Raw genomic sequence first — 13,591 nt, 5'->3', positions numbered from 1 at the left:
TCAGGCGAATTCGCGCGCCGCCACCGGATCGGGCATGGCGACGCCTTCGCCCGCTTCTTCCAGAAGCGCCCAGCCATTGGGGCCGAGCACTTCGATGGGACGATAGCGGGTCTTGTACGCCATGCGCGCGCTGCCCTTCACCCAATAGCCGAGATAAACATAGGGCAGGCCCGCCGCACGCGCGCGCAGAATGTGGTCCATGATGATGAAATTGCCCATGCCGGGCCGGCTTTCATCCTCGGCATCGAAGAAGCTGTAGATCATCGACAGGCCATCGGCCTGCTGGTCGGTGATGCACGCCCCCACCAGCCGCCCGCGGCCCCCTTCGGGCGAGGGTTCGCGATATTCGATGACATAGGAGGTGACGGGCGACTGCTCGACCATGTCGGCATAGTCGTTCTCGTCCATTGCCGCCATGCCGCCACCGGGATGGCGCGCACCGAGATAGCGCTGCAGCAGGGCGAACTGTTCCTGCGTCGCCCATGGCTTGCAGGCGGTGACTTCCAGATCCCCCATGCGCTTGAGCAGCTTGCGCTGGGTAGCATTGGGGCGGAAGCCCTCGGCGACCACGCGCACCGATACGCAGGCGGTGCAGCCCGCGCAGCTCGGGCGGTACGCGACCGACTGGCTGCGCCGGAACCCGATGCGGCCCAGCGCATCGTTGAGTTCACTCGCATGGGCGCCGGAAAGTTCGGTGAAGATCTTCCGCTCCTGGCGGCCCGGAAGATAGGGACAGGGCGACGGACTGGTCACGAAGAAACGCGGAAAACGGGAAAGTGCAGTCACCGCCGTGTCGCCCCTCTGCTCCTGCGGCCCGGTCCCTAACCGGTCCTTCTGGCGCAGTTATGCAGGCACAGACCGATGATGAAAAGCCGCTTTACCATGAAAGAGCGTTAACGCGATCTTCGGGATATGCGTTTGCGAAGGTTAATATTCGCCCGCGCCGGCAACAGGGCGCCTTGTCACTATAGAATCGCGGAATCCGGAAGGGAATCGGCGCGCGACTCGAATCGTCGCGCGCCGGATTCGGCTCGTCTCAGTTGAGCTCGACCATCGTCACTTCATATTGCGCGCGGCGCAGCGCCGTCATCAGCCGGTCGAGATGGTTGCGGTCGCGCGTCTCGCACTCGATGTCGGTGATCAGGCCCTTGGCGGGCAGCGTGGTGAACACCCGCTGGTGATACACCTCGATGATGTTGACGCCCTGTTCGTGGAAGATGCGCGCGACATGGAACAGCGCGCCCGGCCGATCCTGCAGCCGGATGCGCAGCCGTGCCAGCCGGCCGGAGCGCGCCAGATCGCGCAGCAGCACATTCGCCAGCAGGCGCGTGTCAATATTGCCGCCGCACAGGATGGTACCGACGGTCTTGCCCTTGAACCGCTCGGGCTCGGCGAGCAGCGCGGCCAGGCCGGCAGCCCCGGCCCCTTCCACCACCGTCTTTTCGATCTGGAGCAACAGGCTCACTGCCTCTTCCAGCCGCCGCTCACCGACCAGCACGATGTCGTCGACCAGCGCCTCGACGATCTTCGCGGTCAGCTCGCCGGGATATTTGACGGCAATGCCCTCGGCCAGCGTGTCGCCGGCACAGGGCATTTCGGTGTGGTGGATGCGGTTGTACATCGACGGATAGAGTTCCGCCTGCACCCCCACCACTTCGACCGGATGGGGCTGCGCGCGCGCCACCACCGACGCGCCGGAGATCAGCCCGCCGCCGCCGATCGGCACCACCAGCGTGTCGATCGCCGGTACATCCTCCAGCATCTCCAGCGTCGCCGTCCCCTGCCCAGCGATCACGCGCGGATCGTCGAACGGGTGGACGAAAGTAAAGCCGTGCTCGGCCTCCAGCTCGCGGCTGTGCGCATAGGCGGCGTCGAACGTCTCGCCGTGCAGCACCACGGTGGCGCCATGCCCTTCGGTCTGGGTCACCTTCACGATCGGCGTGTTCTTCGGCATCACGATCGTGCTGGGGATACCCAGCCGCGTCGCGTGATAGGCCAGGCCCTGCGCATGGTTGCCGGCCGATGCCGCGATCACGCCCTTGGACCGCGCCGCCTCATCGAGCTGCAACAGCGTGTTGAGCGCACCGCGTTCCTTGTACGCGGCCGTGAACTGGAGATTTTCGAACTTCAGATAGACGGTCGCGCCGGTCAGCTTCGACAGCGTCTTGCTCAGCAGCGTCGGCGTGCGCACGATTGCGCCCGAAATGCGCTCCCCCGCCGCGCGGACATCGTCGATCGATACGGGAAGGGCGGCGGATGCGGATGCTGCTTTGGTAGCCATGATTCCGATCGCCTAGACTATCTGGCGCGCCGGGGGAACTGGCCCTATGCCTGCGCCCATGTTCACGCGCCTCAAGCGACTTGTCGCCGCCGCCGCCCTGCTGCTCGCACCCGCCGCACAAGCAGATGGAATTGTTGACAATGTCAACGGCATCACGCTCGACGCCAAGGGGGCTGTGGTGCGGTTCGAGGCGCTGCAGATCGACCCCTGGGGCAAGATCGTCGCGCTGATCGCAAAGGGGCAGAAGCGGCCGAAAAAGCTCGTCTGGCGCGTCGACATGAAAGGCGCGACGATGCTGCCGGGCATGATCGACGCCCATGGCCATTTCATGGGGCTGGGCTTTCAGCAGCTCCAGCTCGACCTCAGCGCCACCACCAGCCTCGATGAAGCGCTGACCCGCATTCGCGACAATGCCGCCACCAGCCGCGCCAAATGGATTCTCGGCCGTGGCTGGAACCAGGAGGCCTGGAAGCTGGGCCGCTTCCCGACCGCCGCAGAACTCGACCGCGCGGTGAGCGACCGGCCGGTCTGGCTGGAGCGTGTCGATGGCCATGCCGGCTGGGCCAACAGCCGCGCGCTGGCGCTGGCCGGCATTACTGCGGCGACCAAGGATCCGGCAGGCGGGCGGATCGAGCGCGATGCGGCGGGCAATCCCACCGGCGTGCTGGTGGACGGCGCCACGGCGCTGGTCGCGAAGATCATCCCCCAACCCACGCCGCGCGAGCGCAATGCCGCCTTCCTTGCCGCGCAGGACCGGTTGCTGTCGCTGGGCATCACCGCCACCGCCGATATGGGCACGACCGTCGACGACTGGCTCACCTATCGCGGCATGGGCGATTCCAACCTGCTGCGCGTGCGCATCCTCAGCTATGCCCATGGCGTAGAGACCGCGCTGCAGGTGGCGGGTACCGGCCCCACCCCCTGGCTTTATGGCGACCGGCTGCGGATGGGCGGCATCAAGCTGTATGCTGATGGCGCGCTGGGCTCGCGCGGGGCGTGGCTGAAGGCGGACTATGCCGATGCGCCGGGGCAGAAGGGGCTCGCCTTTCTGAGCGACGACCAGTTGCTGAACCTGATGGCGCGCGGATCGATGGACGGGTTCCAGATCGCGGTGCACGCGATCGGCGACCGCGCCAACCAGCAGATCCTCGACGCGATCGATGTCCTGTCGGAAACCTATACCGGCGACCGCCGCTGGCGGATCGAACATGCCCAGATCGTCGATCCGAAAGACCTGCCGCGCTTCGGCCTGCACGGGACGATCGCGTCGATGCAGCCGGTGCACCAGACGAGCGACATGCATATGGCCGAGGTGCGGCTGGGCGCCGGCAGACTGGCGGGTGCCTATGCCTGGCGCTCGATGCTGAAAGCGGGCGGCCGGCTGGCCTTCGGCTCCGACTATCCGGTCGAAAGCCCCGATCCCTGGGCCGGCTGGGCGGCCAGCTTCACCCGCGCCGATGCGAACGGCCAGCCCGAAGGCGGCTGGCGCCCGGAAGAGAAGCTGACGCGCGAGGAAGGCTGGGCGGCCTTCACGCTCGGCGGTGCCTATGCCGGCTTTGCCGAGGACAAGATCGGCCGGCTGGCGCCGGGGCTATGGGCCGATTTCATCATCGTCGACCGCGACCCGCTGGCCGCCTCCCCCGCCGAGCTGCGGGGCACCCGCGTGCTCGAAACCTGGGTGGGCGGCCAGCGCGCCTGGGTGCCGAAAAAGGGCTGAGCGCGGTTACGGCTTCGCCTTGCCGGCCGGCACCTCCACCAGCGCCAGCGCATTGGGCTCCAGCGTGACCGACAGCGCACTGCGGGCGTCGAGCGGCGTGGGCGTCGCGGCGGGCACGGCGGCGGCGGCATTGAACGTCGCGATCTGCTGGCGCGTCGGATAGCGCGGGCTGCCCGCGGCACGATAGGCAGCGCGCGAATTGCCACGCTGCGAATCGATGATCGTCACGCTGGCCACCGTGCCGGGGCGGACGCCCGGCAGGTTGAGCGTCACATGCCGGTCGCTGCCCTGCCGGTCGGGCGGGACCAGATTCCACAGCGCGACCGCCAGCGTGCCGTCGGCGCGGCGGGTGGCGAGCACCTGGTTGCCGGCCACCGCCATGCGCTGCTCGCCCAGCCGGTGGAGCAGCGCAAAGGCCGTATAGCCGGGCTTGCGGATGCCGCCGGGGCCGATCAGCCCGAACTGGCCATGGAAGGGCGAGGTGTCGGGGCCGTTCTCCTCGAACACGGCACTGAAGGTCCAGAACGACATCGCCTCGCTCAGTCCGTCGCACTGGGCGATATCATCGGCCAGCGCGGCGCCCAGATAGCTGGTGTCGCGCGCATCGCGCTCGCCATAGGAAGGGACATTCCATTCGGTCCACAGGAGCGGCAGCTTCGGCTGCGGCGACGCGGCGATCTGGTCGTGGACCTTCTTCACCGCGCGGCACAGCCGCTGCTCCATCGGGATGGCCTCGTGCGTGCCGAACAGATCCTCGACCGTGTCGTCGGCATAGCCATGGGTGGAGACGAAATCGACCGGCACCCCAGCCTGGTGCATGTGGTTGATGAATTCGGGCACCCAGTGCGCAGAGGATGAGGACGGCCCGCCGACCCGCAGGCGCGCATCGACCGATTTCAGCGCGCGGGCGGTGTGCTCGTACAGGGTGAAATAGGTTTCCTGCTTCGGCTCGCCGGCCCAGAAATCGATATTCGGTTCGTTCCAGACCTCGAAATACCAGGTCGCGACTTCGTCGATGCCATAGCGTTCGACCAGGTGCTTGCCCAGCGCCGCGATCAGCGCATCCCAGCGGCCATAATCCTTGGGCGGCGCGACGATCGGGTGGTACCAGAAGGGATGCCCCGCCTGCCACGCGGCGAGCTTTTTGGGCATGAAGCTGATCTCGACCACCGGCCGCACGCCTTCGGCCAGCAACCCGTCATAGATCTGGTCGACATAGCTGAAGTTATACACGGGGTTGCCGTGTTCATCCTCGTCATAGACGCCGTTCTCGTCGTGGAGCAGGGCGTGGAAGCGGACATAGCGCAGGTCCGTCGCCTGCTTCATCGCCCGCAAATCCTCGCGATATTGCGCGCGCAACGAGAGCGCCGCCCGGCCCGACCCGAACATCGTCTCCCAGAAATGCGGGAAGCGATGCGCGGCAGCGTTCGCTGGCACGGTGACGATGTCCGCATCCGGCGCCGGGCCGCGCGCGTGCGCCGGCGACACAGCAAGCGCTCCCAAGCCTGCCGCCAGCCCCAGTCGAAATGCCGTGAGGAAAAAACCTGCCGTCATGCGATCCGCTCCTGTGTTTTGATCCGGCAAGTGTCGGCCGCCCAGCCGCGTACGTCAACGCGCACGACTCTGATCCGTTACTGACGACCCTATGGGCATTCCGTAGACATCCTTAAGTCCCCACAGCGCCGACAGCACAAAGATCGCTCTATAATGCGGTGAACTACAAGGAAGCCGAAGGTAACGGATCCGCGTATGTGTTTATTGGTGACGCGTGTCACGAAGACGAGGTGGAACATGGCAGGGTCATGTTCGGCTGCGGCGCGTGCCACGCGGATCCACGGTGCCGCACAGGCAAAGCCATGACGCGGCCTTTCCCCTCCTCTTCTGAATTTTGGCCGGGTGCGGGCGTCGCTGAAGGGTGTCGTGCTTCGGGTCGCACAAAGATGAGTCGGAAAGAACAGTAATGATTGCATCGATGAAAATCCCGAGGAAGCTCGCGCTGTCATTCCTGTTGATCTGCGCGTCGGCTGCGGTCGTGATGATCGTGTTTTTCATGAACATCTCGATGATCCGGTCCGTCACCGATCAGAACAATCTCAGCCAGCAAGTGCATGCCAAGACGCTGACGCTGGAAACGGCGCTGCTGCGCCAGAACAGCCAGCTGCGGGGTTTCCTGGTTACGGCCGATCCGACCTATCTCAAATCCTATGACGAGGGCCGAAAGGAATATGACGAGACTTCGGCCGACCTCGAAAAGCTCCTGACCGATCCGGCGCTGCTCGACGCCCTGCGCAAGTCGCGCAGCGAAACGCTGGCCTGGCGCGAGAAATGGGGCGATCGCCTGATCGCGGAAGTAAAGGCCGGGCGCCGCGATGCGGCCCAGGCCGAAGTGCGCAATGCCGGCAAGGCAGTGCTGGTTTCCGCCGCGGTGCTGCCGCTGCGCGCAATCAAGGATGCACAAGCCAAACTGATCGAGAAGAATTCGGTGCGACAGGAAACTGCGATCACCACCGCGACGACGGTGCTGATTATCGGCGCGATCGCGCTGATCGGCATCGCGATCGGCCTGGCTGTCACGCTCAGCCGCATCATCGCTCGGCCGATCAGCCAGCTTACCCGCACCATGGCCGATCTCGCTGCCGGCCGGAACCATATCGAGGTGCCCGCAACGGCGCGCGGCGACGAGCTGGGTGACATGGCGCGCGCGGTGCTGGTGTTCCGCGATGCTGCCGTCGCCAAGGAAGCGATGGATGCCGCCGCTGCCAAGGCCGAAGCCGAGCAGAAGCTCGTGGTCGATACCGTTTCGACGCATCTCGGCGAACTGGCGCAGGGCAATCTGACCGCAGTGATCACCACCGAATTCCCCGCGCACTATGGCGTGGTGAAGAACAACTTCAACGACGCGATCCAGAGCCTGCGCGACCTGATCGCCTCGCTGATGGAGGCGACGAGCACGATCCACACCGGCTCGAACGAGATCGCCCAGGCCAGCGAAGACCTCGCCCGCCGTACCGAAGCCAATGCCGCCAGCCTGGAACAGACTGCTGCTGCCGTGACTCAGATGGACCAGCGGCTCAAGGCGACCGCCGCGGCCGCCGGCCGCACCGTGGAGCGCGCCGACGGCACGATGTCGACGGTCGACAACGGCCGCTCGACCGCCGACGAGGCGGTGCAGGCGATGACGCGCGTGTCCGACAGCGCGAAGGGCATCGACAGCGTGATCGAAGGCCTCGACAAGATCGCGTTCCAGACGCGGGTTCTCGCCATGAATGCCGCCGTCGAAGCCGGTCGCGCCGGCGAGGCGGGCCGCGGCTTTGCGGTGGTGGCCGACCTTGTTTCCGCCCTGGCGATGCGTGCCGAGGAAGAGGCCGGCCGCGCCCGTGACCAGCTGACCGCGACGCAGAGCGACATCGTCACCGCAGTGGAGGCGGTGCAGCGCGTCGACGGCGCGCTGGCCGACATTTCCAACGGGGTGGGCGAAGTGCATCAGCTGCTGGGCAACATGGCCTCGGACAATCAGGCCCAGTCGAGCGCGGTGACAGAGATCAGCGCGGCCCTTGGCTCGATGGACCAGTCGACTCAGCAGAATGCCGCGATGGTGGAAGAAACTTCCGCCGCCGCCCGCAATCTGGCGAGCGAAGTCAGCGTGCTTTCCGAAAAGGCCAGCCGCTTCAAGGTCGGCAATGGCGCGCCGATGGCCAGCCCGCGCAGCACCGCGGCGCGGTTCATGGGTGAAGTCAAGCCGCTCCCCAAGGCCGCCGTCCCGGCGCTGGTCCGCAGCAGCGGCAGCGCCGACGACGACTGGCAGACCTTCTAAGCCGAAGCCACTTTAGATGCACTGCGCACCCTCGCCGATGGTTCCGGCAACGGATCGATCGACGACGGCGGCAGTGCGGAAGGGCCTGGCTGGTTCCGCCAGGTCTTCGGGGGAATGTTGATGAACATGGTCGTGCCCCGGATGGGCTTGGGGGAGCTCGGGCGGATGGCGCGCGTCACCCGCAAACTTGGCTCTCCGTTCGTCGCGGACGTGCTGGATGCGGCCCGGCACCAGCTCCATCGCGGACCGCGCAGCGAGGCGACAATCTGCGGCTGGCAGGGGGACGCAGCCGCGGCGGCGCTGGCGATGCGGCTTAACGCGGCGCTGCACTTCCTCGCCCGTCGCGGCCGGCCGGCGACGTTGGCCGCGCTCTACCGCGGCGACCATGCCGATTTCGACGGGGCCATTGGCGAAGCATTGTCAGCCGAGGATGATTTCATCGCCGGTTTTCTGCGTCGCACGCCGCAAACCAACGAGGTCGGTCGCGCCGGCGCGATCGTCGCGGCGCTGATGCAGGTGCGACGGCGTTTCGGCCTGCCGTTCGAACTGCTCGAGCTCGGTTCAAGCTGTGGGCTCAACCTCAATCTGGGGCGCTACGGCTATGATCTGGGCGGCGTGCTCGCCGGCGACCGCCACTCCCCCGTGCAGGTGGCACCCGATTGGAACGGGCCGCCGCCACTCCCTGCCCCGCTGGAAGTGGTGCGCGCGCAAGGGGTGGACCTGCACCCGCTGGACGCGAACGATCCCGCGACCTGCGAACGACTGGCAGCCTATATCTTCGCCGATCAGCCGCTGCGGCTGCACCGGTTGGAAGAAGCGCTAGGCATCGCCCGGCGCTATCCGCCGCAAGTTGCGCAGGGCGATGCAGCCGCATGGCTGGCGCGCCAGCTTGCCGCGCGGCAGCCCGAGGGCGTCTGCCGGGTAGTGATGCACTCGATGGTCCTCCAATATCTGCCGGCACGTGATCGTGCGGCGATCGTGGCGATGATCGAGGATGCCGGGCAATATGCCACGCCCGAACGCCCGCTCGCCTGGGTCGGCTTCGAATGGACCGAAACGCGCAGCGAGGTGCGGCTGTCGCTCAGCTGGTTCCCCGGCGGCGAGACACGCCGGGTGCTGGCCGTGTGCCACCCTTATGGCAGCGCAGTGGACTGGCAAGGATAGAGAGCTGGACCCGTACGGCCTGTTGATACCAAATTGCGTGGACGTAGACTCACCCGCCCGCTGCAACCTGTTCACCAGCCGTCATCGCCGCGAAGGCGGGATTCACTGGCCTCTCCTTCTCAGCAAGAACCGATAGCGAGACGCCAATGAACCCCGGCGTCCGCCGGGGTGATGATTTGCGAAGCAGCGATGGTTTCCTATCAACGCAACGCGATATAAGTCCGCCCGGCTTGCGCATCGCCAGCGGGGCGAAGCGGTGGAATCATGGCTGCCGTTGATACCGCTGATATGCGCTCTTGCGCTGTGACCGCGAGCGTGTGGAAACCCACGCAGCGGTGATAATGGCATTCGGGGAGTATGCCCCGCAGCCACGCTGCGGGGCACGCCTGGATCAGAAGAACACGCGCGCCGAGGCGGTAAGCATCCGGCCCGGCAGGGTGCGGGCCAACACCACGCCATAGCTCGGGATGGTCGCATCGCCGATGTCGACGAACGCCATGGTGTTGAACAGATTGCTGGCATTGAGCGAGAGCGACAACCGTTCGATCGGCCGTAGCTGCACGAAGGCGCCGACGGTGGTAAAACCGGGCATCTTCAGCTGGTTCACATCCTGCGAATAGCTGGAGGTCTGGCCGGCTACGTTGACGCCGAGCGTGACGAGTTTGTTCTCGAACTGCGGGGTGAGGCTGTAGATCGCCGCGGCCTGGTGGCGCGGCTTCTTGCCCACCACTGCGGGATCGTTCGCGGCGGTGATCTTGCCGCCGGAAAGCGTCAGGTTGCCGGTCACGCTGAACGGCCCCGTGCGTACCCGCGATTCCAGCTCCGCGCCATACGTGCGATAGGAACGCTGGACCACGCCGAACACCTGGTTGCCATTGGCGTCGTTGTAGATCTGCGAATTGGTTTCGCGGGTGAGCGCATGAAAGGCCGTGACGTTTACGATCACGCCGCCGTTCCGGTATTTGAAACCGCCTTCGACCTGACGGACCGGATCATAAGCGGCGCTGCGATCGGCGAGGCCGCCGGTCGCGTGGTCGAGCGCCGGGGAGAACAGCACGCTGTCTGCCCCCGCCCGCGCCCCGCGGCTGTAGCGCGCGAACACCGACAGGGCTTTGGCCACCCGATAGTTGAGGCCGGCCGAATAGGAAACATACTGGTAGTTATAGTGCACCGGCCAGCGCGTGCTCGGATCGATCACCGGCACCGCCGCTTCCGGCCCGTTCAGATCGATCTGCCCGTCGCCGTTCATGTCCTGCGCCCGCGTGCTTTGATCGGCAAAGGCGCTGCCGCGCACCCGCCCCATGTCGTAGCGGAGCGAGCCGCCCAGCGCGAAGCGACCCTTTTGCAAGTTGAACGAAGCGTAGGGCGCGGTGATGTCGTAGCGGACATCCACGTTGCGCGCGATGCCCGGCTGGCCGAGAAATCCGTAATCGACCACCCCGTTCTGGGTGATCAGCGTGCCGTCCGCGCGCCGCACGTCCACCAGCGCCGACGTGCCGCCGCCCACCACGTCCTGAAACACCGAGGTCATGCCCTCCGAAGTCTTCAAGTCCTGCAGCGCCTTGTACACGCCGAAGGTGGTCGTCAGCGTGCTGCCCTGGAGGTTCCAGGCGCGGCTGGCGCGAAAATCGTTGGTTACGTTGCGCATGCTGTTGATGCCAGCGCGATAGAAGCCGGTAGCCATCAGCAGGCCGTTGCCGTTCACGGTCGCCGGGTTGATCTGGCTGCCCTTGGCGGGGCCGGTGGCATAGGTCAGCACATTGCCCGGCTGGCCGGTGAACTGCGCCGCCATATCAGCGGCGGGGGATACCGCCAGCGGCACCACCTGGTTCAGCACACCGCTGTTGTCGGCGTAGCGGAAGCGCTCGGAGAGCGTCCACCCGCCCAGGGTGAACTGCGCCTCGAATCCCAGCGCCTTCGTCTTGGCGCGCATGTCATCCTGCATGTTGGTGGTCGCAATCGCGCCGTTATAGCTGGGCGCGATGCGGGTGGAGATGTAGCGCGACTGGGCAGTGTCCGAATTGATGTCGAAATTTGCGACGTTACGGAAACTGGGATGGTCGTTCGTGCCGCTCACCGCCACCGGATAGGTGTAGTAATAGGGGAAGCGATCGTCGAGCAGCTTGGCGTTGAACCGGATATAGCCGTTCGAAAACTGCCGGGTGACGTTGAGCTTCACCTGTCCGCCCTGCAACGCATCATATCCAGTTGCGCGCGGCCCTTCACCCTGGCGGTAGAAGCCGCCGATATGGAAACGCCAGCCGCCACCGAGTTGCCCCCCATAATCCGCGTCGAGGCGCTGGGTGTTATAGTCGACGCCGGTGGATGCCTGCACCGAGCCGCCCTCGACTTCGCCCGTCTTCGAGACGAGATTGACGACGCCCCCGGGGGCGTTGGAAGCGAAGGTGGAAGACGAACCGCCGCGGATCGATTCAATCTGCGCGACATTCAGGTCGGCGCGCAGGAATATGTCCGACGGCGCGACGAAAAAGTCGCCAAATTCGAGTACGGGCAGCCCGTCTTCCTGCAACTGCAGATATTTCGCACCGGCATTCACCAGCGGCAGGCCGCGCACCGTATAGCTGTTGTTGGCGATGCCGGTGCCCGCTTCGGCGCGGATGCCCGGCACATTGCGCAACAGATCGGCAAGCGAGATTGGCGCCAGCGCGGAAATGTCGCGCTCCTTCAGCGCGCTGGTCGACGTGGCGCTGTTCAGCGGATCGCGCGCCTTGGCGACGCCAGTGGAGATCGAGGCGTTGTCGTCCACCGTGCGGCTCGCCTCCCAGGCGGTAACCGCCGGGGCGCCGTCATGCTGTTGGGCATGCGCAACCATGGGCATGAAAGCCGCAGCCATTGCTGCAGCCGATACAGTCTGGAGTAGCCCCGAAGCCCGAACTAGCATAGTTTTGATTCCCGAAAATAATGTCCGGGGCGGGTGCTAATCCATTTCTATCTCTCACTAATTGAAGTGCTCCTAGGTAATTATCCTATAATGATACTATAGGCGCGCGCTCCGTTAGCGGGCGTGCGGCGGCGCGAGCCAGCCGTTCGTCTTCATCCACAGGCGAAACTCTTCCATCACGAGCGTGGTTGTGGTGCCGGCCCGGCCCGTGCCGAAACCGTGGTCGCCCTTTTGATAGGCGTGGAGTTCCACGGGGACGCCCGCGCGCCGCCACGCATCGACAATGCCGAAGCTCTGGTGTCCGAACAGGGGATCATCCAGCGCCAGCGCGGCGAACATCGGCGGAGCGCCGTCAGGTACATCCACCGCGACCATCGGGCCGTAGATATAGCCGATGAACGCCGGACGCTCGCCGGCATGACCAATCAATACCGACTGCAGGGTGGTCATCGCGCCTGCCGAAAAGCCGATCATGCCGACGCGCGCCGGATCAATGTGCCACCGCGTCGACCCCTCGCGGACAAGTTTCAGCGCGCGAAGCGCGTCCTGATGGGCGCGCGGTTCATCGACAGGCGGCCGCGTCTTGTCCTGCAGGGCCGTCGCCGACATCAGCTTCGCCAGGCCCTCCTTGAAAGCCTGTTCGTCACGCGGCGTGGGATTCACGCGATATTTGAGGATGAAGGCGGCGATGCCGTGATCCGCAAGCCACCTGGCCACTTCATAGCCTTCGCTGTCGATCGAGAGAAACTGGAACGCGCCGCCGGGAGCCACGACCACGGCTGCACCGGTTGCCTTTGCCGGATCCGGCAGCACCGGCGTGAGCGTGGGGATTGAGACGTTGCGGACCGACCGATTCTCCGCATGGATGCCATCGGCGAAGTCGACGGTGACGCGACTCCAGCTCTCCGGCACTGCACCATGCGGCAGCGAGCCTTCCGGCCACAACGGGATGGCGTCGGGCTGCGCGGGCGCCGGGATTTGCGCCATCGTGATGCGGGGGCCCTGTGCTGCGGCAGGCGCAGTGGTGGCGAGAAGCACGGCGAGAGCGGCGGCGAAGGACTTCATGGGATGTTCCTCTGCTCGATTGCGAAATGGCCTATCGGAGGCAGTGTTGGCGCGCGGTGGCGTCTTCGGCGTGGTGAGTGCCCGCGGAAACGGGCACCCCCTTCCCGGCATCAATAATCGAAGGTCAACCGCAGGCCGTAGGTGCGCGGCGGCTGGAACTGGTAGGTATTGGCGCCCGGCTGCGACACGAACACCCGCTGCGCATTCGCGTAGACTGCCTCGTCCGTGAAGTTGCGGACGAAGGCGGCAAGCGACAGCCGCCCCCCGGCCGGCACCCAGGTGATCGACGCGTTGCCGGTTGCATAGGCGCCCTGGCTGGTGTCGCGGGTGTTGAACACGTCGAAATAATAGGCCGACGAATATTTCCCGTCGATCCGCGGAGTCAGCGTGCCGCCGCCACCGAGCGAGATCTTGTATTCAAGACCGGCCGAGAGCGAAAGACGGGGCGCGTTGGGAAGGCGATTGCCGCCGATGTCGACGTTGATGCTTGCACCGGTGGCCGGATCGGTCGTGGTGACGGTGCCGATATTGTTGTCGAATTGCGCATGCAGATAGGTGCCGTTCAGATCAAAACGCGCGGCACCGAACAGCGCGATCAACTGCGCCTCGGCGCCGTTCCCCAGCGTGTCGACCGAAGTGTCGTTCCGG

At 65.7% G+C, this 13,591-nt stretch carries 10 protein-coding genes; 3 read left to right on the top strand and 7 right to left on the bottom strand.

Features of this window, described 5'->3' with window-relative positions; genetic code table 11:
- Both ACT53K_RS02155 and ACT53K_RS02150 read right to left on the bottom strand, forming a co-directional pair.
- Entirely contained in the window at positions 1–786 is a 786-nt protein-coding gene (locus tag ACT53K_RS02155) for an arginyltransferase (protein WP_476226880.1), read from the bottom strand.
- A 250-nt stretch (positions 787–1,036) separates the two neighbouring features.
- The gene (locus ACT53K_RS02150) at positions 1,037–2,281 is read right to left on the bottom strand and encodes a threonine ammonia-lyase (RefSeq protein ID WP_476226879.1); all 1,245 of its coding nucleotides are present in this window, start codon (positions 2,279–2,281) and stop codon (positions 1,037–1,039) included.
- 58 nt (positions 2,282–2,339) lie between these two features.
- Here ACT53K_RS02150 and ACT53K_RS02145 point away from each other — a divergent pair, with 58 nt between their 5' ends.
- A complete protein-coding gene (locus ACT53K_RS02145) occupies positions 2,340–3,998 on the top strand; it encodes an amidohydrolase (RefSeq protein WP_476227275.1) in 1,659 nt (552 codons plus the stop codon).
- Between the two features lie 6 nt (positions 3,999–4,004).
- Here the strand turns inward: ACT53K_RS02145 and ACT53K_RS02140 are convergent, their stop codons facing one another.
- Together ACT53K_RS02140 and ACT53K_RS02135 are read right to left on the bottom strand one after the other, a co-directional pair.
- Positions 4,005–5,552 carry a GH39 family glycosyl hydrolase gene (locus ACT53K_RS02140; RefSeq protein ID WP_476226878.1) on the bottom strand — a complete coding sequence of 516 codons (1,548 nt, stop codon included), beginning with the start codon at positions 5,550–5,552 and terminating at the stop codon, positions 4,005–4,007.
- A gap of 246 nt (positions 5,553–5,798) precedes the next feature.
- Positions 5,799–6,050, bottom strand: coding sequence for a hypothetical protein (locus ACT53K_RS02135; protein WP_476227286.1), 252 nt, complete (start codon positions 6,048–6,050; stop codon positions 5,799–5,801).
- Here ACT53K_RS02135 and ACT53K_RS02130 point away from each other — a divergent pair.
- Both ACT53K_RS02130 and ACT53K_RS02125 read left to right on the top strand, forming a co-directional pair.
- Complete coding sequence (locus ACT53K_RS02130; protein ID WP_476226877.1) at positions 5,959–7,812, top strand: HAMP domain-containing methyl-accepting chemotaxis protein; 1,854 nt, start codon at positions 5,959–5,961, stop codon at positions 7,810–7,812. The genes ACT53K_RS02135 and ACT53K_RS02130 overlap by 92 nt on opposite strands.
- Positions 7,813–7,932: 120 nt before the next feature.
- Positions 7,933–8,976 (top strand): DUF2332 domain-containing protein, encoded by a 1,044-nt coding sequence (locus ACT53K_RS02125; RefSeq protein ID WP_476226876.1) that lies wholly within the window; start codon positions 7,933–7,935, stop codon positions 8,974–8,976.
- Between the two features lie 391 nt (positions 8,977–9,367).
- Here the strand turns inward: ACT53K_RS02125 and ACT53K_RS02120 are convergent, their stop codons facing one another.
- The 3 genes from ACT53K_RS02120 to ACT53K_RS02110 all read right to left on the bottom strand — a co-directional run bounded on the left by ACT53K_RS02120 (position 9,368) and on the right by ACT53K_RS02110 (position 13,566).
- Positions 9,368–11,815: a TonB-dependent receptor domain-containing protein gene (locus ACT53K_RS02120; RefSeq protein ID WP_476226875.1), complete on the bottom strand. Its 2,448-nt coding sequence runs from the start codon at positions 11,813–11,815 to the stop codon at positions 9,368–9,370.
- 177 nt (positions 11,816–11,992) lie between these two features.
- On the bottom strand, positions 11,993–12,943 hold the full coding sequence (locus ACT53K_RS02115; protein WP_476226874.1) for an alpha/beta hydrolase: 951 nt from the start codon (positions 12,941–12,943) through the stop codon (positions 11,993–11,995).
- Positions 12,944–13,053: 110 nt separating this feature from the next.
- Positions 13,054–13,566 carry a TonB-dependent receptor domain-containing protein gene (locus ACT53K_RS02110; RefSeq protein ID WP_476227274.1) on the bottom strand — a complete coding sequence of 171 codons (513 nt, stop codon included), beginning with the start codon at positions 13,564–13,566 and terminating at the stop codon, positions 13,054–13,056.
- Positions 13,567–13,591: the final 25 nt, after the last annotated feature.

This window comes from Sphingomonas sp. DMC8, from assembly GCF_056314185.1.
The sequence above is the reverse complement of the archived record's forward strand: the minus strand, read 5'-3'. Positions and strand labels throughout refer to the sequence as shown.

Excerpts from the sequence above, each read along its gene's own strand:
- ACT53K_RS02150 (WP_476226879.1), bottom strand. The coding sequence starts at position 2,281 with ATGGCTACCAAAGCAGCATCCGCATCCGCCGCCCTTCCCGTATCGATC.
- ACT53K_RS02145 (WP_476227275.1), top strand. The coding sequence starts at position 2,340 with ATGTTCACGCGCCTCAAGCGACTTGTCGCCGCCGCCGCCCTGCTGCTC.
- ACT53K_RS02140 (WP_476226878.1), bottom strand. The coding sequence starts at position 5,552 with ATGACGGCAGGTTTTTTCCTCACGGCATTTCGACTGGGGCTGGCGGCA.
- ACT53K_RS02130 (WP_476226877.1), top strand. The coding sequence starts at position 5,959 with ATGATTGCATCGATGAAAATCCCGAGGAAGCTCGCGCTGTCATTCCTG.
- ACT53K_RS02135 (WP_476227286.1), bottom strand. The coding sequence starts at position 6,050 with ATGAAAAACACGATCATCACGACCGCAGCCGACGCGCAGATCAACAGG.
- ACT53K_RS02125 (WP_476226876.1), top strand. The coding sequence starts at position 7,933 with ATGAACATGGTCGTGCCCCGGATGGGCTTGGGGGAGCTCGGGCGGATG.
- ACT53K_RS02120 (WP_476226875.1), bottom strand. The coding sequence starts at position 11,815 with ATGCCCATGGTTGCGCATGCCCAACAGCATGACGGCGCCCCGGCGGTT.
- ACT53K_RS02115 (WP_476226874.1), bottom strand. The coding sequence starts at position 12,943 with ATGAAGTCCTTCGCCGCCGCTCTCGCCGTGCTTCTCGCCACCACTGCG.